The sequence below is a fragment of the Rhodococcus sp. AC861 genome (assembly GCF_979256035.1).
This window is the reverse complement of sequence record NZ_CEEDMW010000003.1, coordinates 139,343-161,738: the sequence shown is the minus strand read 5'-3', so window position 1 is coordinate 161,738 and position 22,396 is coordinate 139,343. Positions and strand designations below refer to the sequence as shown.

The 22,396-nt window shown below is 67.4% G+C and carries 24 protein-coding genes, 1 tRNA gene and 1 pseudogene; 10 read left to right on the top strand and 16 right to left on the bottom strand.

Translation table 11 applies throughout. The features are described 5' to 3' along the window. Window positions 1–29: 29 nt before the first annotated feature. The 3 genes from nrdI to AC0IX4_RS10295 all read right to left on the bottom strand — a co-directional run bounded on the left by nrdI (window position 30) and on the right by AC0IX4_RS10295 (window position 1,773). On the bottom strand, window positions 30–467 hold the full coding sequence (gene nrdI / locus AC0IX4_RS10305) for a class Ib ribonucleoside-diphosphate reductase assembly flavoprotein NrdI (RefSeq protein ID WP_042576469.1): 438 nt from the start codon (window positions 465–467) through the stop codon (window positions 30–32). Window positions 468–584: 117 nt separating this feature from the next. Then, on the bottom strand, window positions 585–827 hold the full coding sequence (locus AC0IX4_RS10300) for a redoxin NrdH (RefSeq protein WP_042576468.1): 243 nt from the start codon (window positions 825–827) through the stop codon (window positions 585–587). A 385-nt stretch (window positions 828–1,212) separates the two neighbouring features. Beyond that, window positions 1,213–1,773 (bottom strand): NAD(P)H-dependent oxidoreductase, encoded by a 561-nt coding sequence (locus tag AC0IX4_RS10295; protein WP_056075902.1) that lies wholly within the window; start codon window positions 1,771–1,773, stop codon window positions 1,213–1,215. Between the two features lie 85 nt (window positions 1,774–1,858). Between AC0IX4_RS10295 and AC0IX4_RS10290 the strand changes: the two genes are divergently transcribed. Further along, entirely contained in the window at window positions 1,859–2,452 is a 594-nt protein-coding gene (locus AC0IX4_RS10290; protein ID WP_056075900.1) for a TetR/AcrR family transcriptional regulator, read from the top strand. A 2-nt stretch (window positions 2,453–2,454) separates the two neighbouring features. Here the strand turns inward: AC0IX4_RS10290 and AC0IX4_RS10285 are convergent, their stop codons facing one another. Genes AC0IX4_RS10285 through moaA form a run of 3 tightly spaced genes read right to left on the bottom strand, consistent with a single transcriptional unit; the run spans window position 2,455 to window position 4,543 of the window. Then, window positions 2,455–3,225: a fructosamine kinase family protein gene (locus AC0IX4_RS10285; protein ID WP_471828896.1), complete on the bottom strand. Its 771-nt coding sequence runs from the start codon at window positions 3,223–3,225 to the stop codon at window positions 2,455–2,457. A gap of 3 nt (window positions 3,226–3,228) precedes the next feature. After that, window positions 3,229–3,486: a MoaD/ThiS family protein gene (locus tag AC0IX4_RS10280; RefSeq protein ID WP_042576464.1), complete on the bottom strand. Its 258-nt coding sequence runs from the start codon at window positions 3,484–3,486 to the stop codon at window positions 3,229–3,231. Beyond that, window positions 3,479–4,543 carry a GTP 3',8-cyclase MoaA gene (gene moaA / locus AC0IX4_RS10275; protein WP_471828895.1) on the bottom strand — a complete coding sequence of 355 codons (1,065 nt, stop codon included), beginning with the start codon at window positions 4,541–4,543 and terminating at the stop codon, window positions 3,479–3,481. The genes AC0IX4_RS10280 and moaA overlap by 8 nt, the downstream gene beginning before the upstream one ends. Before the next feature lie 66 nt (window positions 4,544–4,609). On the opposite strand from moaA, the gene AC0IX4_RS10270 reads away from it, so the two are divergent. The 3 genes from AC0IX4_RS10270 to AC0IX4_RS10260 are packed head-to-tail and all read left to right on the top strand — an operon-like array spanning window position 4,610 to window position 7,267. Beyond that, window positions 4,610–5,815: a molybdopterin molybdotransferase MoeA gene (locus tag AC0IX4_RS10270; protein WP_471828894.1), complete on the top strand. Its 1,206-nt coding sequence runs from the start codon at window positions 4,610–4,612 to the stop codon at window positions 5,813–5,815. A gap of 13 nt (window positions 5,816–5,828) precedes the next feature. Then, complete coding sequence (gene moaCB / locus AC0IX4_RS10265) at window positions 5,829–6,857, top strand: bifunctional molybdenum cofactor biosynthesis protein MoaC/MoaB (protein ID WP_471828893.1); 1,029 nt, start codon at window positions 5,829–5,831, stop codon at window positions 6,855–6,857. Next, the gene (locus tag AC0IX4_RS10260; protein ID WP_042576462.1) at window positions 6,854–7,267 is read left to right on the top strand and encodes a molybdenum cofactor biosynthesis protein MoaE; all 414 of its coding nucleotides are present in this window, start codon (window positions 6,854–6,856) and stop codon (window positions 7,265–7,267) included. Before moaCB ends, AC0IX4_RS10260 begins: the two co-directional genes overlap by 4 nt. Here AC0IX4_RS10260 and AC0IX4_RS10255 read toward each other — a convergent pair. Both AC0IX4_RS10255 and AC0IX4_RS10250 read right to left on the bottom strand, forming a co-directional pair. After that, window positions 7,264–8,292: a CobW family GTP-binding protein gene (locus tag AC0IX4_RS10255; RefSeq protein ID WP_471828892.1), complete on the bottom strand. Its 1,029-nt coding sequence runs from the start codon at window positions 8,290–8,292 to the stop codon at window positions 7,264–7,266. The two genes, AC0IX4_RS10260 and AC0IX4_RS10255, sit on opposite strands and share 4 nt — an antisense overlap. Window positions 8,293–8,335: 43 nt before the next feature. Then, a pseudogene (locus AC0IX4_RS10250) lies at window positions 8,336–9,100 on the bottom strand (N-acetylmuramoyl-L-alanine amidase); the annotation flags it as partial. Window positions 9,101–9,404: 304 nt separating this feature from the next. On the opposite strand from AC0IX4_RS10250, the gene AC0IX4_RS10245 reads away from it, so the two are divergent. Then, window positions 9,405–9,782 carry a histone-like nucleoid-structuring protein Lsr2 gene (locus AC0IX4_RS10245; protein ID WP_056075887.1) on the top strand — a complete coding sequence of 126 codons (378 nt, stop codon included), beginning with the start codon at window positions 9,405–9,407 and terminating at the stop codon, window positions 9,780–9,782. A gap of 87 nt (window positions 9,783–9,869) precedes the next feature. Here AC0IX4_RS10245 and AC0IX4_RS10240 read toward each other — a convergent pair. Then, window positions 9,870–9,942 (bottom strand) — tRNA-Ala (locus AC0IX4_RS10240). A gap of 94 nt (window positions 9,943–10,036) precedes the next feature. After that, window positions 10,037–10,828, bottom strand: a complete 792-nt coding sequence (locus AC0IX4_RS10235; protein ID WP_471828891.1) for a DsbA family protein — start codon at window positions 10,826–10,828, stop codon at window positions 10,037–10,039. Between the two features lie 123 nt (window positions 10,829–10,951). On the opposite strand from AC0IX4_RS10235, the gene AC0IX4_RS10230 reads away from it, so the two are divergent. Then, on the top strand, window positions 10,952–11,704 hold the full coding sequence (locus tag AC0IX4_RS10230) for a VIT1/CCC1 transporter family protein (protein ID WP_042576531.1): 753 nt from the start codon (window positions 10,952–10,954) through the stop codon (window positions 11,702–11,704). Here AC0IX4_RS10230 and AC0IX4_RS10225 read toward each other — a convergent pair. From AC0IX4_RS10225 to AC0IX4_RS10215, 3 genes are all read right to left on the bottom strand, one after another. Beyond that, complete coding sequence (locus AC0IX4_RS10225; protein WP_471829297.1) at window positions 11,645–12,889, bottom strand: MFS transporter; 1,245 nt, start codon at window positions 12,887–12,889, stop codon at window positions 11,645–11,647. The two genes, AC0IX4_RS10230 and AC0IX4_RS10225, sit on opposite strands and share 60 nt — an antisense overlap. Window positions 12,890–12,960: 71 nt before the next feature. Beyond that, entirely contained in the window at window positions 12,961–14,598 is a 1,638-nt protein-coding gene (pgm, locus tag AC0IX4_RS10220) for a phosphoglucomutase (alpha-D-glucose-1,6-bisphosphate-dependent) (protein ID WP_056075884.1), read from the bottom strand. A 62-nt stretch (window positions 14,599–14,660) separates the two neighbouring features. Continuing rightward, entirely contained in the window at window positions 14,661–15,356 is a 696-nt protein-coding gene (locus tag AC0IX4_RS10215; protein WP_471828890.1) for an LON peptidase substrate-binding domain-containing protein, read from the bottom strand. Between the two features lie 93 nt (window positions 15,357–15,449). On the opposite strand from AC0IX4_RS10215, the gene treZ reads away from it, so the two are divergent. Continuing rightward, window positions 15,450–17,207: a malto-oligosyltrehalose trehalohydrolase gene (gene treZ, locus AC0IX4_RS10210; RefSeq protein WP_471828889.1), complete on the top strand. Its 1,758-nt coding sequence runs from the start codon at window positions 15,450–15,452 to the stop codon at window positions 17,205–17,207. On the opposite strand, the gene AC0IX4_RS10205 is transcribed toward treZ, so the two are convergent. Continuing rightward, window positions 17,183–18,658 carry an MFS transporter gene (locus AC0IX4_RS10205; RefSeq protein WP_471829296.1) on the bottom strand — a complete coding sequence of 492 codons (1,476 nt, stop codon included), beginning with the start codon at window positions 18,656–18,658 and terminating at the stop codon, window positions 17,183–17,185. The two genes, treZ and AC0IX4_RS10205, sit on opposite strands and share 25 nt — an antisense overlap. Window positions 18,659–18,828: 170 nt before the next feature. Between AC0IX4_RS10205 and AC0IX4_RS10200 the strand changes: the two genes are divergently transcribed. After that, window positions 18,829–19,365: a TetR/AcrR family transcriptional regulator gene (locus AC0IX4_RS10200; protein ID WP_042576458.1), complete on the top strand. Its 537-nt coding sequence runs from the start codon at window positions 18,829–18,831 to the stop codon at window positions 19,363–19,365. Here the strand turns inward: AC0IX4_RS10200 and ilvA are convergent. Both ilvA and AC0IX4_RS10190 read right to left on the bottom strand, forming a co-directional pair. Next, on the bottom strand, window positions 19,353–20,690 hold the full coding sequence (gene ilvA, locus AC0IX4_RS10195; RefSeq protein ID WP_471828888.1) for a threonine ammonia-lyase IlvA: 1,338 nt from the start codon (window positions 20,688–20,690) through the stop codon (window positions 19,353–19,355). The genes AC0IX4_RS10200 and ilvA overlap by 13 nt on opposite strands. A 38-nt stretch (window positions 20,691–20,728) precedes the next feature. Next, window positions 20,729–21,163, bottom strand: a complete 435-nt coding sequence (locus AC0IX4_RS10190; protein ID WP_042576456.1) for a nitroreductase family deazaflavin-dependent oxidoreductase — start codon at window positions 21,161–21,163, stop codon at window positions 20,729–20,731. 137 nt (window positions 21,164–21,300) lie between these two features. Here AC0IX4_RS10190 and AC0IX4_RS10185 point away from each other — a divergent pair, with 137 nt between their 5' ends. Both AC0IX4_RS10185 and AC0IX4_RS10180 read left to right on the top strand, forming a co-directional pair. Next, window positions 21,301–21,531, top strand: coding sequence for a hypothetical protein (locus AC0IX4_RS10185; protein ID WP_471828887.1), 231 nt, complete (start codon window positions 21,301–21,303; stop codon window positions 21,529–21,531). Between the two features lie 234 nt (window positions 21,532–21,765). Continuing rightward, on the top strand, window positions 21,766–22,395 hold the full coding sequence (locus AC0IX4_RS10180; RefSeq protein WP_471828886.1) for a hypothetical protein: 630 nt from the start codon (window positions 21,766–21,768) through the stop codon (window positions 22,393–22,395). Window position 22,396 lies beyond the last annotated feature (1 nt).

Genomic DNA, 22,396 nt, shown 5'->3' with positions numbered 1-22,396 from the left:
CGTACTCCTGAGATCGGGAATGTTCGGGTTCAGATGGTGCAGGGCGCGTCGAGACGCGCCCAGAATTCTGCGAGGCCCTCTCGGACCCGCTCCACGTCGTACGCCGTCCCCATCACTTCGAAGCGATAGAGAAACGGGACGTGACATTTGCTCGACACGACGTCACCGGCGAAGCAGTAGGTGTCACCGAAGTTGGTGTTCCCTCCCGCGATGACGGCGCGGATGAGCGATCGGTTGTGAACGTCGTTCAGGAATTTGACGACCGGCTTGGGTACGTAGCCGGTGTCCCGGCCGGTAGCGGTCGCGCCGCCGCCGTACGTGGGGAGCACCAGGACGTAGGGACGGTCGATCGTGATGCCGTCACGCGGGTATCGAAGGGGGATGCGCGTCGCCGGAAGATCGAGCTTCTCGACGAATCGGTGGGTGTTCTCCGAGACACTCGAGAAGTAGACCAGCGACTCGGACATTGCTCCACCTTCGGTGACGACTGACTGTGGACGACTCGTGCGGCGCGACGCCGCGCGTCAGAGGTGAGTCGGGGACTCACCGTGACCGTCCCCGTCGAGCGGGGCGGCCGGAGCGCTTCAGGCAGCAGCGGTGACGAGGGTCTTGATGCGGTCGGGGCGGAAGCCGGACCAGTGATCGTCGCCGGCGACGACGACGGGCGCCTGCAGGTAACCGAGGGCCATGACGTAGTCACGCGCCTCGGGGTCCATCGAGATGTCGATGACGTCGTACTCGATGCCCTCTTTGTCGAGTGCGCGGTACGTCGCCTTGCACTGCACGCAGGCCGGCTTGGTGTAAACGGTGACGGTGGTGGCGCTCATGGTCCCTCTTCTCCTACATCGCGTGCGTCGTGTGCCCCGACCGTGAGAAGTACTCACGACTCGGGCGCGCTCGCTGTCGTCCTGACGTCGCCCTCTCCGCGGTGACATCGCACTGCAGGAACGTGGACTGGATCCCCGCTGAACCTGACGTGCACACCACCCGGAAGCTGACCGGGAAACCAGGGCTCGACCCGCGCCTCCACGATGGAAAATCGGGGTGGCGCGGGCCTCGAGCCGTTGTGGCCTCTCGGTGTTCAAGACACTACACCTAGTGTCCGACAGCGCAAGGCAACACCACACTTTGTAATGACACTCGTGGAATTACCTGGTCGCAACCGAGAATCGACGGCGTGTCGCACCCTCCCGGGCGCGTCGCGAGGTGTAGTCAGGCGTCGACCAGAGCCGTGCCCGTGAGAGCTGTCACCACATCGGCGATGTCCGAGGCGATCTGTGAGTTCTCACGTGGGTGTGCGCCGTCGATCGCGGCCACGATTCCACCGATGGCCAGGTCGACGTCGTCGAGGACGGATGCGCCCGCGATACCGGCAGCCTTGGCGGTGTCCTCCTTGGCCCAACGACCGGCGTTGGCACTCGGCGACGAGCTGATGACAGCGGTCGGCTTACCCGAGATGGCGCCGGCGCCGTACGGCCGCGACAGCCAGTCGATCGCGTTCTTCAGGACGGCGGGGATGGTGCCGTTGTACTCGGGCGTCAGCAGCAGCAGTGCGTCCGCTCCGGCGACGGCCTCACGCAGTGCGGTGACGGCACCGAGATCGGCGAGCTTCTCGGGGGTGTCGAGGTCCTCGTTGTAGAAGGGGAGATCGGCGAGACCCTCGTGGATGACGACCTCGACGCCCTCGGGTGCGACGGTCGATGCGGTCTCGGCGAGTCGGCGAGTGATGGAGGCGGCGCGAAGGCTGCCGACGAGTGCGATGACGCGGCTCATGAGTGGATCCCTTTCGATGACGGACGTTCGTGACGTACAACCGGACCGTAGTCCAGTTTCTTCCGAGAGAAGGTATCGTGGAGGTGTGACCCGCGCCCCTCTGCCGTTGGCAGCCGACGACACCGAGCGCTGCGACGCCGCTCGCAACCGCCGGCTGCTTCTCGACGCCGCGGTAGGGCTTGTCGACGAGCGGGGGGCGGATGCCCTGACCATGGACGCCGTCGCGACCCGCGCCGGCGTCGGCAAGGGCACCGTGTTCCGACGCTTCGGAAGTCGCGCAGGTCTGATGCTGGCCCTGCTCGACCACACCGAGCGCGAACTCCAACAGTCCTTCATGTTCGGACCTCCGCCTCTGGGCCCCGGCGCTCCCCCGATCGACCGCCTGATCGCCTACGGACGAGCCCGTCTCGACCTGGTCGAGGTACAGGGCGAGGTTCTGCGCGCCGCGGAGAACTCGGCGGTGTCCCGGTTCGCCGCCCCCGCCCACGCCGTCGGCCTCACCCACGTGACGACGCTGCTCCGCCAGGCCGGGGTCGAGGGCGACATTCCACTTCTGGCCTATGCACTTCTCGCTCAGCTCGAGGCGACGCTCGTGCTGCACCAGATCCGCGACGTCGGCATGAGCGCCGCGCGACTGGCCGACGGCTGGGAAGACCTTGCTCGTCGCATCGTGACCTGAGGTCACACCAGACGAAGGGTGCGCTCCGCCGCCTCGACGAGGCCCACGCCGTATCCGCGACCGTGTCCGGCCGCATGAACCGCCAACGGGTGGAGTTGATGGGCCGGAACGCGCTCGCGCCATCCGTCGACGAGCGGGTGTGACTCGCCGTACCCGGCGATCACGTCGTCGAGGTACGGACAGCCGAACAACTCGAGCATCGCGAGATCCGTGTCACGGTGTCCTCCGTGCGCGGCGGGATCGATCAGCACGACTCCGTCCGCGGTCCACACGACGTTGCCGTTCCACAGATCGCCGTGCAGACGTGACGGGGAGTCGCCGTCGTCAAGGGCTCCCGACGCGATCACCTCGCAGGCCCGTTCGACGACGACGCACTCGTCAAACGTGACCGTGCCCGCGTCGACCGCCACCCGCAGGAACGGCAGCACTCGCTCGTCCGCGTAGAACTGCCCCCACGCGCCGTACTCGGTGGAGGACATCTCGCGGGCTCCGATGAAGATCGTGCCCTCGAATCCGTCGGGCGGACACCCGAAGCTCCGCGCGCCACTGTCGTGCAGTCGCGCGAGCCGACCACCGAACTCTCGTGCCGCCGCAGCGGACGGACGAGAGGTCTGCAGACGCTCCAGAGTGATGTGCGCGGCGCCCACGTCGAGGACACGGACGGTGCGCGCTCCCCCGGCGGCGAGCCACCGCAGCCCCGCGGCCTCGGCGGCGAAGAAATCGGCATGGGCGTCGTGACGCGTCTTGACGAAGGTCTGCCCGTCCGTGCTCACGCGTTATCCACCGGCGAAGGGCGGCAACACGTCCACACGGTGACCGACCGGGTACGCGTCGTCCCGCACCATCTCGTCGCCGATCAGGAAGACCGCGACGGAGAGCACGCGTTCCAAGGCGGTCCCGTGACGCTCCCGCAGAGCGCCCTTGACGTCGCCCACCGTCGCACCCGGTCGCAGCTGGTAGGACTCGAGGTCCGTTCCCGCAGCATCGGCGGCACCCGCGAAGTAGCGCACCTCGACGGTCTCGACGTCAGCCACCGATGGCTCCCATCGACCGCTCGGGTGGCACAAAGTCCTCACGTTCCATGCCGTGACCGGCCCACTTGTTCCACATGGCACCGCGCCAGAGCTGCGCGATCTCCTCGTCGCTCGCGCCGCCGCGCAGGGCGACGCGCAGATCCGTCTCGGCGTCGCTGAAGAGGCACGAACGCACCGTGCCCTCCGCCGTGAGTCGGGTGCGGTCGCAGTCGGCGCAGAACGACCGGGTGACCGAGGCGATGATGCCGACCGTGGCGGGACCACCGTCGACCGTCCACTCCTCGGCAGGCGACGACGCGTCGTCACGCCCGACACCGACGAGCGTGAACCGCTCACCGAGGACGTCGAGCAGCTCGGCTGCGGACACCATCGTCGAGCGTGCCCACTCACGGTCCGCGTCGAGCGGCATCTGCTCGATGAACCGGAGATCCACCCCGCGGTCGAGACACCACTGCACCAGGTCCAGTGCGCCGTGCAACGTCTCGCGCATCAACACCGCGTTGATCTTGACCGGGGCGAAGCCGGCTGCCAACGCGGCGTCGACTCCCGCCAGGACGGCGGGCAGCCGGTCGCGGCGTGTCAACGAGGCGAAATGGGCACGGTCGACGGTGTCGAGGGAGATGTTCACGCGGCTCAGACCCGCGGACTTCAACCGTTCGGCGCGTCGATCGAGGCCGATGCCGTTGGTGGTCATCGACAACTCCACGGTCGGGGCGCTCGCGGCGGTCCGTTCGATGATGTCGACGATGTCCTTGCGCACCAGGGGTTCTCCCCCGGTGAAACGGACTTCCCGCACGCCGAGCAGTCGATCGGCGACACCGACGAGTCGAGCGATCTCCTCGGCAGTGAGGAGTTGCTCGAACTCGAGGTTCGGCAAACCTTCCGCCGGCATGCAGTAGGTGCACCGCAGCGAACACTTCTCGGTGACGGAGATCCGGAGATCGCGGGCGATACGGCCGAAGCTGTCGAGCAGGTGCGGCACGTCCGGACGCCCGGCCATGGACGGCGGGCGGCTCACGCCCGGCAGGCTGGGGATTCCCATACTTACCGCCGTCACTCGCACCACCTCCGCAGATCCCTGTACGTCCAGTATGCCTGTCCGCAGATCCCTAGGATGGTCGCCATGGCGCACAGGCACGGAACGGGCGACCGTTCGGTCGAGGAACACACCGAGCACGTCGACCGGATGATCACGCGTTCCTTCCAGGCGCGGTCACCCGAACGCATCTCCCTCGAGTCCGCGTCGGGCCGTGTCACCCACGTCGACGTGCCTGCACGGATCGACGTACCCAACTTCCGGAACTCGCAGATGGACGGGTACGCCGTCGACGCGGCGTCCGTCGCGAGCGTTCCCGTGATCCTCCCCGTCACCGGCACCACCGCGGCCGGCGACGACGGCGGACAGTCCCATCGACACGGCACCGCCCGCAAGATCATGACCGGCGCGCCCGTCCCGGACGGGGCCGATGCGGTCGTTCCCGTCGAGGACACCGAGATCCACGACGACGGCGTGCGCATTCTCGCCGGCCGCAGCGCGGGTGAGTTCGTCCGGGAACAAGGAAGCGACATCCGGGAAGGATCCGTCGTCGTCGCGGCGGGGACGACCCTGCGGCCCCGACATCTCGGGGCGCTGACCGCGGTCGGATGGGCCGACGTCGAGGTGGCTCCACGGCTGCGTGTGTCCGTCATCGCGACGGGCGCCGAACTCGTCGAGGCCGGCCGCGAACTGGCGCCGGGCCAGTTGTACGACTCGAACGGCCTCACCCTCGCGGCCTACGCGGCGGCCGACGGCGCCGAGGTCACCTTCCGCGGGCGCTCGACCGACAACGCGCAGGAGTTCCGCGAGATGCTGACCGAGGCCGCCGCTTCGGCGGACGTGGTCTTCACGTCCGGCGGAGTCTCGATGGGCGACTTCGAGGTGGTACGGGACGTGCTGGGGCCGCTCGGCGGCACGTTCACCCACGTCGCGATGCAGCCGGGTGGTCCGCAGGGATGGACCGACCTGGACGGCACACCGGTCATCAGCTTTCCGGGCAACCCGGTCAGCACTGTCGTGTCGTACCTCGTCTTCGCCCGGCCGGTGATACGTCGACTGACCGGGCTGCCCGTCTCGGCGCCGTCCGACCACGTCGCCGATGCCGAGATCGTGTCCATCCCCGGCCGTCGACAATTTCTCCGCGGCCGCCTGACCGACACCGGCGTGGCCGTGACGTCCGGGCCCGGTTCGCACCTGGTGGTCTCGATGGCGGCAGCGGACGTCCTCGTCGACGTCCCGGCGGACACGGTCCGGATCCCCGCCGGCAACACCGTGCGCGTCCTGCCGTTGTGACAGGCTGATCTCCGTGAACGAGACCACCCCGCAGACGAGTCCTGACCAGGAACAGCCCGGCGGCGCCCTCTCGCACCTCGATTCCGACGGGCGCGCCCGCATGGTCGATGTCAGCGACAAGGCCGAGACCCGACGCGTCGCGGTCGCCGCGGGACTGCTGCGGACCACTGCGGACGTGATCCGTCTGGTCCGCGCGGACGGGATGCCCAAGGCCGACGTCCTTGCCACCGCCCGCATCGCCGCCATCTCGGGAGCGAAGCGGACATCCGAGCTCATTCCCTTGTGCCATCCCCTCCCGCTGTCGTCGGTCGCCGTGTCGTTCGAGTTCGGTGAGGACTCCATCTCCATCGAGGCGACGGCCGTCACGACCGGACGCACGGGTGTGGAGATGGAAGCGTTGACGGCCGTGTCGATCGCCGGACTGACACTGCACGACATGGTCAAGGCCGTCGATCCGGCCGCGTCGATCGAGTCCGTCCGGCTGGTCCGCAAGGAAGGCGGAAAGCGCGGCGTGTGGACACGGGACTCGGCGACACCGACGCCCGCGCCTGCTCGAGCTCCCCTCGGAGATCGCACCGCCGTCGTCGTCGTCGCCTCGACCGGAAGCGCCGCCGGAACGCGCGAGGACACCACCGGACCCCGTATCGCGGCATGGCTCGACGAGCGTGGATACGACGTCCGTGGACCTCTGGTGGTCGCGGACGCCGACATCGCCGCCGGGCTGCAGGACGCGCTGACGGACGGTCCCGCACTGGTGATCACCACGGGCGGCACCGGCGTCTCGCCGACCGACGCCACTCCCGAGGCCACCAGGGCAGTGCTCGACCGCGAACTGCCCGGCGTCGCGGAGCAGATCCGGCGCGCAGGCCTCGAGGCGACGGTGCACGCATCACTGAGCCGCGGCCTGGTCGGGGTCGCCGGGCGGAGCGTCGTGGCGAATCTGCCGGGATCGCCGGGAGGGGTGAAAGACGGCCTGGGAGTTCTGGATCCGCTCCTCGACCATCTGGTCGCACAGGTCCGAGGCGGAGGAGCACACGAATGACCGAGATCCTTGCTCGCATCTCGAGCGATCCGATCGATCCCGCCACCGTGTCCGACGCCGTCGCCGGGCCCACTCACGGTGCGGTGCTGGTGTTCTGGGGTGTGGTCCGCGATCACGATCACGACAAGTCCGTCTCCGCCCTGGAATATCGCGCCCACCCCGATGCCGAGAAGTTCCTGCGGCGATGCTGCGAGGACGCCGCGGCGGCCTCGGGGCTGCCCACGGCAGCAATTCATCGCGTGGGCGATCTGACGATCGGGGATACGGCACTCGTCGCCGCCGTGGCGTCACCGCATCGCGCCGAGGCCTTCGCCGCCCTGCAGACCCTCGTCGACCGCATCAAGACAGAGGTACCGATCTGGAAGCGTCAGCAGTTCCCGGAAGGCACCAGCGAGTGGGTCGGACTCTAATCCCGTTCTGCCGCAACGTCATCCGTCGACCGGCGGACGAAGCGATGGACCGCCAGCAACTCGGCGTCCGTCGCGCTCTCCGTCTGGATCATGGAACCGACCCGTCGCCTGGTGTCCTCCACGTCCAAGCCTGACCCGATGAACACCAGCGCCGTCCCACCGCGCGGCGACGCCGTCTCGATCTCGATGTGCACTCCGACCGTCTGCACCAGGAACCGAGCAGCACCTCGACCGAATCGGGCAAACCCTTTACAGCGGTACAGCCCCGGTGGCGGATTCTCCAGGAAGTCGATCAATGCTCTCGGATCGAGGTTTTCGGTCGTCTCGACACTGACCGTCTGATACTCGGTGTGCAAGTGGTCGTGGTGATCGTCGTCCTCCCGGAGGAGGTCGTCGAGCGTCAGTTGGCGCGGCCCGTCGTCCTGGCGTTCCGGCGGATCCAGGAGTAGCCGGACATCCACTGCTCCCCTGGACGTCACCACCCTCGGCGCCGTGGGTGCGGCCCGATGCACCTCGGCCAGAACCGCGTCGAGCGTGGACTTGTCGACCGAGTCGGCCTTGTTGACGACGACGAGGTCGGCCATCGCGAGGTGCTGGTCGAGGTGCGGATTGGCCGCCACCGTCTCGGGCAGGGACAGCGCGTCGACCACCATGACCAGTCCGCCGTAGCGGATCCGCGCATCCGCACTGGCCAGCACCATCTTGATCAACGCTCGTGGTTCGGCGATACCGCTGGCCTCGACGACGATGGCGTCGACAAGTCCACTCGTGGCGGTGAGAGCGCCGAACATGTCGTCGAGATCGTCGGTGTCCACGGCGCAACACAGGCAACCGTTTCCCAGCGTGACGACGGAGTCGACCTGGCCGGCCACCAACATCGAGTCGATGTCCACCGCACCGAAATCGTTGACCACGACGCCTATGCGGAGTCCGTCGTTGCGCCGCAGGATGTGATTGAGCAGGGTCGTCTTTCCGGACCCCAGATACCCGGCCACCAGGACGACCGGAACTGCGTTGCGTGGCACGCCGAACAGGGTACGTGAGGCCCGCTGTGCGTCACTCGTCGTGCAGAACGAAGTCGATGATTCCGGCGCCGATCGCGATGGCGTGGGACAACTGTCCGTCCGCGCTTTCCAGAATCGCCGCATCACCGGGGTCGGAGGCGTTCCCCATCTCGACGAACACGACCGGCACCGTGGTCAGTGCAGGCGCGGCGATATCGGATCGTTCCTGGATGCCGTCGACTCCCGCATAGTTCGAGGGCGTGAAACCCTCCCGCAGATAAGAATCGCGCATTGCTGTCGACGCGACCCGCCCCGCACCGGACTGCACCGAGTTCACCTCCGAGGACGGAACCGGAAGTGTCGGAACGATGATGTGGAAACCGTGATCGGCCGAGTCGGGCGTGCCCGCCGTCGAGGTCGAGTCCGCGTGGATACTCACGGCGACGGCTGCCCCGGACGCACTGGCAGCGGCCGCCCGGTCGGTGATGCAGCCACCCCACCCGTCGTCGTCGGGACGGCTGAGGACGACGGTCGCACCCAGGCTCTCCAGACTCGATTTCACCAGCTGCGTGACGTTCCAGACGATGGTGTGTTCAGGGGTGCCGCCCAGAGCCGTCATGCCGGTGGTCTGGCAGTCCTTCGTTCCTCCCCGCCCGTCGTCTACCTGACGTGAGAGGTTTTCGCCGGCGGAGCTCCCCTGGTGACCGGGGTCCAGGAAGACCACTGTCCCGGCGAGCGGCTCCGCTGCTATGGGAGTGGCTGCAGCGGTGCCTGATACCGCGAATGCGAGAACGACCGCCGACGTCGTCAGCGAGCTGCGCTCGAACATTGTCCTGACCCGCACACGTCCCCCATTCCACGCCGAGCGCGCACGCGCCCGACGAAAACCTCCCACAACATGAAGAATGGCTCGGAAGAATTGACTGTCCGTACTTCCATCGAGAGGCGACCGTGACCGCATCGTGACCGATTACCATGCTCGGCCGGACGGTGACAGCAGAATTCGACAATGGATCCACCGGTTACGGAAAATGACGGCAACAAAGCGCACCCGACTATTACTCGGTCCCTGACCGACGGTAATGTCCGTCGCAGCGCGTTTCAGGAATACGAATACAACGAAAGCGGACGACATGGCAAAGAAGGTCGTTGTTCACCTGGTCGACGACATCGACAGCACCCCTATCGACGAGGACGGCGAACACATCACGTTCGCCGTCGACGGACAGACGTACGAAATAGATCTCGGGCCGGTCAATGCTGCGGAATTCCGCCGCACGGTGGGTTACTACGTGGACCATGCGGCGAAGGTGTCGGGGAGTTCCTCGACCCGGTCCGGCGGTTCGACTCGCAGCAACTCCTCGACTCGACGACAGTCGACCGCTGTGGGACGTCGCAGCGCCGAGGAGACCAAGGCCGTGCGCGAATGGGCCCTCGGCGCCGGATACGACCTCGCAGCGCGCGGACGCATCCCGTCCGAGGTGCAGAAGGCGTACGACGCCAGTCACTGAGACACGACGAAGCCCCATGATCGGAAGATCATGGGGCTTCGTCGTATGTCGGTGAATCTCGTTATTCGGTGGAGCTTGTTGTTCCGGTGGAGCTAAGGGGACTCGAACCCCTGACCCCCACACTGCCAGTGTGGTGCGCTACCAGCTGCGCCATAGCCCCGTGCATCTACGTGTGGTCCGAAAAGTGCTTCCGTACCGCCCGAAGAACGCTCGACCGAAGTTACACCATCGCCATTGCGAGGTCCAAATCCGGTTCAGCCCAGATCGGCCACCCACCCTGTGTCCGTGGTGGTGTCGACGATCGCACCGTCGACGATGACCGTGGGCGTGCCCTGCGCACCGGCAGCGGCGAGAGCGGCGCTGCCCGCCTCGGCATTCGTTGCCGCGGTTGCTACCCCGGCACCGTCGGTGATGCACTGCACGGCGTCGTCGGATGCGCCCGCATCTCCCGCCGCAGACGCCAGCTCGGCGTTCGTGTGGTCGGCGCTGCCGTTCTCCTCCGGCTGGAACTCGGGTGAGAACAGGGCGGAGTGGAACGCGGAGAAAGCCGGACCGTCACCCGTGGCCGCGATGCACTGCGAGGCGGCCACCGCGCGGGTGCTGTAGTCGCCGCTGGGCGAGAGGCGGTTCAGGAAGTCGAGCATGTGGTACCGGACGGCCACTGTCCCGTCGTCGATCTTCTGAGCTAGTTCCTGGCCGTAGGTGTTCTCGAGTTCCGCGCAATAGGGGCACATCGCGTCCTCGAAGATGTCGACCGTGCGGCTCGCACCGGGCGCACCCAGGGTGACGACGCCCGACGGATCGACCGAGGTGGTGACCGCAGTGTTCTGCACGGAACCGTATCCGTCGGCCCGAGGTGCACTGCGCGAGTTCTGCCACAGAACGCCGCCGATGACGACGGCCGCGATGACGAGGAGCGCGAGACCGCCCAGGACATAGGTCGACGTGCTCGACGACTTCTGCGGCGTGTATTTCGACGACTTGGTCGTTCTCGCGGATCCCGACGACTTCGGCGATTTCGGTGACGACGGCGTGGAGGCATTCACGGAGAACACTGTGTCACGGTCGACTGACAACGGCCTGAGAAACCCGGTCCACGACAGGGTCAGGTTTGCCAATGCTTGCTGGTAGAGAACTCGACTTCGCCGTACATTCGCCCGGTGACCCACATCGACCCCCACGACCCGCAAGCCGTCACCTCACCGGCCGGGGAATCGACTCTGCCACCACACGAGTTCGATCACACGCACGCCGACGTCTCCGGCGGATGGCTGCGCGCCGCGACGTTCGGCGCCATGGACGGCCTGGTCACCAACACCTCACTCATCGCGGGTGTCGGTGGGGCCGGCGTCACCACTCACACGCTCGTCCTGAGCGGCATCGCCGGACTCGTCGCGGGCGCGTTCTCGATGGCTCTCGGTGAGTTCACGTCGGTGTCGACCCAGAACGAACAGATCGACGCCGAGGTGAACACCGAGCGTGCCGCGTTCTCCAAGTATCCGGCGGAGGAGCAGGCGGAGCTGGTCGGCATGCTGACCGACATGGGCATGTCCGCCGAGACAGCGACCACGGCTGCCCGTGAGATCCACACGGAACCCGACCGCGCCGTCGATCTACACATCTCCCGTGAACTGGGCGTCGATCCCACGGAGAAGCCGTCACCGTGGGTCGCGGCGGGGTCCTCATTCGTGCTGTTCTCGATCGGCGCGATCATCCCGCTGATCCCGTTCCTGCTGGGATCGGACGTCCTCGCGTTCGGACTCGCCTGCGGAGCGGTGGGATTGATGGTCGCCGGAGCACTCGCCGCTCACTTCACCTCACGGTCGACGGTGATCGGTGCGTTGAGGCAACTGCTGTTCGGATCACTCGCCGTCGCGGCGACCTACGGCGTCGGGTCCCTCATCGGCGTCGGTACCGCGTAGCGCGTCGGAACCGCGCGAGACGGCTGCCAGGCCGCCTCCCGACCGGGTGTCCGGAACGACCATCCACCCCACCGCGGCGATCAGCAGGATCGCGCCGGACGAGCCGAATGCCACGCCGTAGGACAGGTGCGTCACCAGGACTCCGGCAACCAGCGGCCCGATGACCGAACCGACGTCCATCGCCATCTGGAAGGCGGCGAGGACCGGGCCGCCGCGGGCGCGGCTACCGATGAGGTCCGCGACGGCCGCCTGCTGGGTCGGCGTGATCAGACCGGACCCGATGCCGGCGACGAACGTGATGACCAGGAACACCTCGGTGGACCCGGAGATACCCATCGCCGCCGTGGACGCGCCGCACAGCAGCAGGCCGGCGACCAGGAACGGCTTGCGGCCGTGCCGATCGGACAGGCGCCCCGCAGGCACCAAGGCCACCGCATTGCCGACCGCGAACACCGCGAGGGCGATGGCGGCCATCGACGCGCTGCGGCCCAGCGCCGACACCACGAACAACGGAACGATGGCTGTCCGCACGCCGAAGACCGCCCACCCGTTGGCGAAGTTCGACAGCAGCGCCGACCTGTACGTCGACGATCGGAGCGCGTCGGCGAAGCGCAACGTGACGGATGCGGCCTCGTCGGCTCTCGTGGTGGCTGCCGGCGAGCGCAGGCCGACGGCAACGACCGCAGCCGCGGCGACGAGCGTGACCGCATAGAACACGAACGGTGCACGGAGGCCGCCGATCCCGAGCACGATCCCTCCCACGAACGGCCCCAGGACCGTTCCGGCGAGGAAGCTCGACGCATACATGCCGGACACGCGACCGCGGCGGTCCGGCGGGGCGATGCGGATGAGCAAACCTAGCGCCGACACCGTGAACATGGTCGACCCGATGCCGCCGAGCGATCTGAACAGCAGCAGTTGCCAGTACGTCTGAGCGAGCGCACACAAGCCCGTCGATACCGCGACAACGACAAGCCCGGTCAGGTAGACCCTGCGCTCACCGATGCGCTGGACGAGCGACCCACTGGCCGGGGCGAAGATCAATCTCGTGGCCGCGAAGGCGGAGATGATGACCGTGACGGCGAACTCGTCGACGCCGAAGTCCAGCGCGAACCCCGGCAAGGCCGGCGCGACGATGCCGAACCCCAGAGCGATGACGAACGCGGCGGAGACGAGAATCCAGATGTCACGCGTCGGGTCGTCCTTCGCCGAACTCTTCGGGGCAGGGCCGCCGTTCGAGAGGTCGGACGAGTCCGTCACGTCCCGGACAGGACGGACGAGACGAGATCGCGTGCCGCACTCTGCACCTCGGCCAGATGGTCCGCTCCCTTGAAGGACTCCGCGTAGATCTTGTAGACGTTCTCGGTGCCCGACGGGCGCGCGGCGAACCACGCGTTCTCCGTCGTCACCTTCAGCCCACCGAGGGCGGCGTCGTTCCCGGGCGCGGACGTCAGGGTCGCGGTGATCTCCTCCCCCGCCAACGTCGTGGCCGTCACCTGATCCGCGGAAAGCTTGGCCAGCAACGCTTTCTGCTCACGATCGGCGGGCGCATCGGTACGCGCGTAGGCCGGGTTGCCGAAGCGGTCGGTCAGGGACGAGTACCGCTGCGACGGCGTCGACCCCGTCACCGCCGTGATCTCCGAGGCCAGCAGCGCGAGGATGATGCCGTCCTTGTCGGTCGTCCAGACGGATCCGTCCTTCCGCAGGAAGGACGCGCCGGCACTTTCCTCGCCGCCGAACCCGATGTCGCCGGAGATCAGACCGGGCACGAACCATTTGAATCCGACGGGGACCTCGAGCAGTCTGCGGTCGAGCGAGGACACGACCCGGTCGATCATCGACGAACTGACCAACGTCTTTCCGACGGCGGCGGCGGTCGGCCATCCGGAACGGTGCGAGAACAGGTATTCGATGGCCACCGCGAGGTAGTGGTTGGGATTCATCAACCCGTCGGGGGTGACGATGCCGTGGCGGTCGGCGTCGGCGTCGTTTCCGGTGGAGACGTCGAAGTCGTTGCGCGCCTCGATGAGCGAGGCCATCGCGTTGGGCGACGAGCAGTCCATGCGGATCTTGCCGTCGGTGTCGAGAGTCATGAATCGCCAGGTGGCGTCGACCAGTGGGTTGACGACCGTCAGATCGAGACGGTGCCGCTCGGCGATCGCACCCCAGTAGTCGACGCTCGCACCGCCCAACGGGTCGGCGCCGATACGCACGCCGGCGGAACGGATCGCGTCGATGTCCAGGACGGACGGAAGGTCGTCGACATACGTGCCCAGGTAATCGTATTTCTGCACACTTCCGGCGAGTGCGGCAGCGAGGGACACCCGCTTCACGGACGCGACTCCCGAGCGCAGGATCTCGTTGGCTCGCGCGGCGATCACCGAGGTGGCGTCGGTGTCGGCGGGCCCGCCGTTCGGCGGGTTGTACTTGAAACCGCCGTCCCGCGGCGGGTTGTGCGACGGCGTGACGACAATTCCGTCCGCGAGCGCCGACGGCCCGGTGGCGTTGTGCCGCAGAATGGCATGGCTGACGGCAGGTGTCGGCGTGTAGCGACCGGCGGAGTCGACGAGAACGACGATGTCGTTGGCGGCGAGAACCTCGACCGCGGTGACCCATGCGGGCTCCGACAGGGCGTGGGTGTCCTTGCCCAGGAACAGGGGGCCGGTGGTGCCCTGCGACGCGCGGTACTCGACGATGGCCTGCGTCGTGGCGATGATGTGGTCTTCGTTGAAGGCGCCGTCGAGGCTGGATCCGCGGTGGCCCGACGTTCCGAACACCACCTGCTGATCGGGATCGTCGACGTCGGGCGTCACGGTGTAATAGGACGTCACCAGATGTGGCAGGTCGACCAGATCCGACGCCTGCGCACGTTGTCCCGCTCGCTCGTGAGCCACTTGTGGTCCTCCTGTGTAGATCGCGAACCCCCGTCGTGAACGACCCTAACGGGCGCCGTCGATCACAGGTCCGGGAGTCGGGAGAATTCGGCGATCGCGATGACGTCGTCGAGTGCCGTGGCCACCACCCGGAGCCGCTGACCGACGGTGTCGGCGGTGAGGATCTTCGAACGATCGGACGAGCCGAAGGGCAACGACGACGCGAACGCCCACAGTTCGTCCGTCGATCGTCCCCCGCCGGCGTCGACGCGTGGCACCTCGGGTGTCGGAAGATCGCGCGCCCGGGCGATGTCGGTGAGAATGTCGAAGAGGCGCTCGGTCCGCTCCTGCACCAGATCGACGATCTCGTCGTTGTTCTCCGCGGTGTCCGGCGCATCGGGCCACGCGGTGACCCGAGCCCGAGGGTAGGGATCGTCGGTCAGCCATTCGACGACACGGATGCGCTCGACGCCCCGGCACTCGAGGACGAACCGTCCGTCCTGGGTGGGGAGCGCTCGGTCGATTCGCGTGGACACTGCCGCGGTGCCGCGGACGTCGCCTCCGCCCACCTCGTGGCCGCGCTCGATCAGGACGACCCCGAAGTGCGAGTCCGTGTCGAGGCAGTGCTGCACCATGGCGCGGTACCGCGGTTCGAACACGTGCAGCGGGACGTCGTCTCCGGGTAGTACGACGGAGCCCAGCGGGAACATCGGCAGGATCGACATGTCGTCCGGCCTGGTGTCCGGTTGCCGGTCGAGGGTGTCGTCGTCGTTGTCCACGACTCCAGCATGCACCTACGGCCGGGAGTGACGCTCGCAACCGCCTCACCGTCTCCGGTGTCGACACGGCCTCCGCTGGGTAAGGATGCGTGCATGAGCCCCTCCACTTCGGCAGATGCGTCGACCCTTCACACGTTCTCCGTCTGGGCGCCCACGCCGGACCGTGTGCGACTGCACCTCGACGGTCGACTGCACGAGATGACCGAGTCGAACGGGTGGTGGACCGCCGAGGCCGCTGCTGCCGACGGCGCGCGGTACGGCTTCGTCCTCGACGACGACGAGTCGGTGATTCCCGATCCTCGCTCGCCCCGGCAGCCGGACGGGGTGCACGAGGCCTCCGCGCTGTACTCCCCCGAGTCCTACGCATGGTCCGATCAGTCGTGGACGGGTCGTCCGCTGGCGGGCGGCGTCCTGTACGAGCTGCACATCGGAACCTTCACCACTGCAGGAACTTTCGACTCCGCGATCGAGCGACTGGATTACCTCGTCGATCTGGGCGTCACCTTCGTCGAGGTCATGCCGGTCAACGGTTTCAACGGTACGCACAACTGGGGTTACGACGGTGTCCTCTGGTACACGGTGCACGAGGGGTACGGAGGCCCGGAAGCGTTCCAGCGCTTCGTCGACGCGTGCCACGCACGAGGATTGGCCGTCACGCTCGACGTGGTCTACAACCATCTCGGACCGTCGGGAAACTATCTGGAGAAGTTCGGCCCGTACATGTCCGACGGCGCCAACTCGTGGGGACAGACGGTCAACGTCGCGAGCGACGGATCGGACACCGTCCGCCGCTACATCATCGACAACGCGCTGCGGTGGTTCGACGACTTCCATGTCGACGCACTGCGTCTCGACGCGGTGCATGCGCTGGCGGACACCACCGCGACGCACATTCTCGAACAGCTGGCCGTCGAGACCGCGAAGCTGTCGGCCCACGTCGGTCGACCGCTGAGCCTCATCGCCGAGAGCGATCTGAACGACCCCACGCTGATCACGGCTCGCGCAGGCGGTGGCTACGGGCTGACGGCGCAGTGGGACGACGACGTGCATCACGCGGTCCACGCCGCCGTCTCGGGCGAACGGCAAGGCTATTTCGGCGACTTCGGTTCGATGCAGTGCCTCGCGACGACGATCTCGCAGGGCTTCTTCCATGCGGGTACCTACTCGACGTTCCGCGGACGGGTGCACGGGCGGCCGATCGACCGACGTCTGCTGCCGGCGAGTTCGTTGGTCGCGTACACCACGACGCACGACCAGGTGGGCAACCGCGCGATCGGCGACCGGCCGGGCTTCTACCTGACGCCGGGCCAGCTGGCGGTCAAGGCCGCTCTGATCCTGTTGTCCCCCTTCACCCCCATGCTGTTCATGGGCGAGGAGTTCGACGCGTCGACACCGTTCCAGTTCTTCACCTCGCACCCGGAACCGGAACTCGGCGAGGCGACGGCGAAGGGTCGCAAGGCGGAGTTCGCCTCGCACGGATGGAACAGCGAGGACATCCCCGACCCGCAGGATCCCACGACGTTCACCGACTCGAAGTTGAAGTGGGAGGAGATCACCGAGGGTGATCACGCGCGGGTCCTCGAGTGCTACAAGGCACTGCTGGCCTTCCGCTCGAGCCGCATCGAGATCACCGATCCGTGGCTGACCGATCTCCACGTCGACTACGACGAGGACGAGCGGTGGATCGCGATCCAGCGGTCACCCGGACTGCGCATCGTGTGCAACCTGTCCGAGTCGCCGGTCACGGTCCCGTACGGCGGCACCCCGCTCCTGTGGTGGGAGGAGGCCACGCCGAACGCGACCGGATCGGCGACCACGGTCCCGGGTCACTCCTTCGTCGTCCTGTCCTGACCGTCACCGCCGCGCAACGCGAGTGCCACGAGCACCGCGTTGCCGGCGAGGACCACGGCGGTCGCAACGGCCGCGACGTGCATGCCGTCGACGAAGGCCACGCGTGCCGACGCCGCGAGCGCGTCACCGATCTCGGCGGGCAGTGTCGACGCGATCGACACCGCCTCGCCGATGGTCTCCTGAGCTCCGGCCGCGTCCGAGCTGTTCAGCGCGGCGAGGTCGATGCCTCCGCGGAACACCGACATGACGACGGACCCGAGGAGTGCGACACCGAGCGCGATACCCAGTTCGTAGGCAGTCTCGGACACGGCCGACGCAGCCCCGGCGCGTGACGGCGGCACCGACGCGACGACCAGGTCCGAGGTCAACGTCAGGGCCAACCCCGCACCGACCCCGACGAGAACGAACGACGCCATGAACACGGCGATCCCGTCCGTCTGGCCGAGTCGGGTGAGCAGCAGCGCGCCCACGGCGGACGTCGCGAGACCGACCGCGAGAACGGTGCCCGCCTCCCACCGTCGAACCAGGTGAGCCGCGGCCAGCGATGCCAGGATGCTGGTGGCGGTTCCCGGCACCATCACCAGGCCTGCTTCCAGTGGTGACACCCCGAGAACCGACTGCAGGTACTGCGACCCGAAGAACAGCACGCCGGCGAGAGCGAACACCGACAGCAGGTTCGTGGCGACGGCCGTCGAGAAGCGGCGCTGGGCGAACAGCGTGAGGTCGATCATCGGTGCCGCCAGTGTCCGTTGGCGTCGGACGAAGACGAGGCCGGCGAGAACCCCGACCAGAGCGATGGGCACCATCACGGCGTTCGGGCCGTGGGCCGCGGTCTCCTTGACGGCGTACACGACGGGAACGATTGCGAGAATCGACAGGACCGCGCTCGGAATATCGAATCGTCCGGGGGTCGGATCCTTGGATTCCGGGATCGTGAAGGGCCCGACCACGACGAGCGCGATCATGATCGGCACGTTGATCAGGAAGACCGATCCCCACCAGAAGTGCTCGAGCAGGTACCCGCCGACCAGCGGTCCGGCGGCAGCGCCGCCGCCCGCCATCGCACCCCAGACGCCGATGGCCAGAGTGCGCTCGCGGCGTACCTGGAACATGGTCCGGATCAGGCCGAGTGTCGCCGGCATGAGTGTTGCGCCCGAGATCCCTTGGAGCACACGAGCCGTGATCATCATCGCCGGATCGACCGCGAATGCCGCCACCACCGACGACAACCCGAAACCGACGGCGCCGATCAGCAGAAGCTTGCGTCGGCCGATGCGGTCACCGACCGTGCCCATCGTGACCAGCAGTCCCGCGAGCACGAAGGAATAGACGTCGATGATCCACAGCAGCTCGGTACTGCTGGGACGCAGATCGGAACTCAGGAACGGGAGCGCGATGTCGAGCACGGTGCCGTCGACGGCGATGAGCATCACCGCTCCGGCGAGCACCATCAGGCCGATCCATTCACGCCTCGTGGCGGGTACGGCGGACTCTTCGGGATTCGGCTGCACGGACGCAGCCGCGGACACGGACACAGGTCACCTCTTTCGTTTACCGTCCGGACGGTACAGTCGGACTCCGTCAGAGTAGCAACAACCGTCCAGCCGGTACAGTCCTTGTCATGGCAGCCGATACGCGCGACCGAATCCTGGACGCCCTCGAGGCGCTGCTGCTCGACGAAGGCCTGGACAGGACGACCCTCGAAGCGGTGGCCGCGCGGGCGGGCGTCTCCAAAGGTGGCTTGCTGTACCACTTCCCGAGCAAGGACGCGATGATGGCGTCGATGGTCCGACGACTCGGTGACCGCGCGGACGCACAGCGAGTCGATGCCGAGAAGGCCGGCTCCTCACTCGCGCAGTGGTACCTCCAACCACCCGACGCGACCTCGGCCGAGGAAGTGGCGCTGTACCGCTCCACGCTGGCTGCGCTGCGCAGCATGGACGGGCGGCCCGGCGAGGTCCACCAGGCCGTCATCGAAGTCATGGGAATGTGGGACCGAGCCTTGCAACGCGAGATCGAGGATCCGGTTCACGCGGAGATCGTCCGCTTGGTCGGCGACGGCATCTACTTCGCCGCGCTGCTGGGCCTTCCCCAGACGGATGCCGACCTGCACCGCGCCGTCGTCGAGCGGCTGCTCGGGACGAACTACGTCAGGTAGCGGTACGCCGGGGAGCCCGGTTCGAGGTGCTCGACGTGCATCGGCGAGTCTTCCATCCGCTCCAGCAGGGCCGACAGATCCGAGGAGGATCCCAGTTCGATGCCGACGAGCGCGGCACCGGTCTCACGGTTGTTCCGCTTGACGTACTCGAAGAGCGTGACGTCGTCGTCCGGGCCCAGCACGACGTCGAGGAACGTCCTCAGCGCGCCCGGCTCCTGCGGGAAGTCGACGAGGAAGTAATGCTTGAGACCCTTGTGGACCAACGACCGTTCGAGGATCTCGCCGTAGCGGGACACATCGTTGTTCCCACCCGAGATCAGGCACACCACGGTCGACCCGGCAGGAATGTCGACGTGCGACAGTGCGGCCACCGACAGTGCTCCCGCCGGCTCGGCGATGATGCCCTCGCTCTGATAGAGGTCGAGCATGGCCGTGCAGATCGCGCCCTCGTCGACCTGCGTCACGACCACCGAGCCGCGGCCGTCGTCGGTTCCGGTCCTGATGGGAAGCGCGGAGTGCGATGCGACCGTGGTGCCGAGGCTTGCCATCACGCGATACGGCAGGTTCCCGACGCGTCGAACCGCCGCGCCGTCGACGAAGGGATCGACCTCGGGAAGCGTCACGGGGCCACCGGCCATCAGGGCCGCCGCCATCGACGCTGCACCGGTGGGTTCGGCTCCGACGATCGACGTACCCGGGGAACGCTCGGCCAGGTACGCGGCCACTCCCGTCATGCACCCGCCGCCTCCGACAGGAACGACGACGAGATCGGGAGTGGTGGTGCCGAGCTGAGAGAGCATCTCGGCGGCGATGGTTCCCTGGCCGGCCGTCGTCCGAGGGTCGTCGAACGGCGGGACGATGGTGGCTCCGGACCGTGCGACGTCCTCGAGAGCGGCTGCGGCGGCGGCGTCGAACGTCGATCCGACGCTGATCACCTGAACCATGTCGCCGCCGTGGAAGGCGATGCGATCACGCTTCTGCTTCGGGGTGTTGGTGGGGACGTAGATGCGGCCGCGGACGCCGAGTGCACGGCACGCGAACGCGACTCCCTGTGCATGGTTACCGGCACTGGCAGCGACCACACCGACAGCGCGCTCGGCATCGGTGAGCTGGAGCATGAGGTTGTACGCGCCACGCAGCTTGTACGAGCGGACCCGCTGCAGGTCCTCGCGCTTGAGATAGACGTTCGCACCCGTCACCGCGGACAGCCTGTCGCAGTACTCGAGCGGTGTGAGAGTGGCGATGTCCCGCAACCTGACGGCCGCAGCGTCGATGTCGGCTGCGGTCGGCGCAGCGGCGTCGGTACGGGTCGTCGTCTCGGTCACACGGTCATGCTGCCACGGTCAGCGGCCGGACACCGACGTCAGGCCCTCTCGAGGACGAAGACCGGTATCTCGCGATCCGTCTTCTCCTGATAATCGGCGTAGTCGGGGTACGCGGCCACGGAGCGTTCCCACCACAGCGCTTTTTCCTCGCCGTGGACCTCTCGGGCCACCATGTCCCACTTCTCCGTCTTGTCGCGCAGCTCGACATGCGGATTCGCGAGGACGTTGAAGTACCAGACCGGGTGCTTCGGTGCGCCGCCGAGCGAGGCCACGGCTGCGTACGCACCGTCGTGCTCGACTCGCATCAACGGCGTGCGCCGCAGCTTGCCCGTCTTGTTACCGATCGTCGTGAGCAGGATGACGGGCATCCCCCGCATCTCGGTTCCCTCGGTTCCACCGGAGCTCTCGTACAGGTCGGCCTGATCGGCTGCCCAGGTGGACGGACTCGGTTCGTACTCCCCTTGTAATGGCATGAGACCAGTACACACAGCACCTCCTCGATCGGCAACCGAACGGGCCTGATCGGCGAGTTTCGGTGGCCCGAACTTCGAAGTACGTGTAGCCTTCGAACCAACGCAGGGTGTACGGAAATCGACGTTCGGGAGGCAGCATGACCACGGTCGACCTGACAACTACTCGCGCTTTCCCCGTCCGTACGGTGGACGTTGCCGGCACCGACTGGCCGCTCTACAAGATCGAAAGCCTGGTGCTCGCGCTCCTTGTCTTCGCCGCCCTTGCCCTGACTGTCACCATGCAGACAGCCGTCCTCACCTCTGCCGCTGTCGGCGTGACGCTGTGGTGGGCACTCGGAACGACCGAGCGCTTCCGCACCCGACGCTGACCACGTACGAACGCCGACGGGGCGCCCACATCGTGTGGGCGCCCCGTCGGCGTTCGTGTGGTCCGGCCGTAGGTCAGGAACCGAACGGCAGGACACCGGGGGCCAAGTAGAGCCCGCTGCTTCCGGCGGCGATGCCACCGACGAGTTCGAGCACGGCGTTGATGAAGTTCGTGATCATGAGATCGTCCCTCTCGGTCGAGTTCGATTGACGATCCGACGGTACCGTCCGTTCCTGTGAACGGTCACGAACTGGTCTGGTACGTCGGCTACGGCTCGAACACCCTGCCCGCACGCCTCGACGCCTACCTGGGCGGCTCTGCGGCCGACAGCAGATTCGGTGCGCACGCCGCCCCGCGGACCCTGTCGCCTCCGCGCGAGCGCCGGTGGATCACCGTGCCGCATGCGGTGTACTTCGCCGGCGTCTCGGCCCGGTGGACCGGAGCGTCCGCGTTCCTCTCGCTCGCGCCCACCCCCGACTCCGACTCCGACTCCGACAGCATCGCCCGCGCCTACCTGCTTGACTGGTCCGCCCTCGACCACATCGCGACCGTGGAGAACGCACAGACGGAGCAGACACTCGACGTGCGCGCAGTCGTGCCGACACGGCCGGGGGCGTGGGCGCTGCTCCCGGTGGAGCCGTCGACCGAGCCCCACCGCGGAAAGTACGACGCGGCGCTACGCCTGGACGACATCGACGGCGTCCCGGCCGTGACTCTGACGTCGAGCCACGTGCGAGAACGCGGAGCGCCGGCCGACCGCTACCGCGTAATCATCGCGGAGGGCTTGAGGGACAACCCTTTCGGCGTCGACCCGGAGGCCTACCTCGCAGCGGCCGTCGAGCGGTCAGCCATCGTCAGGCAGTGAG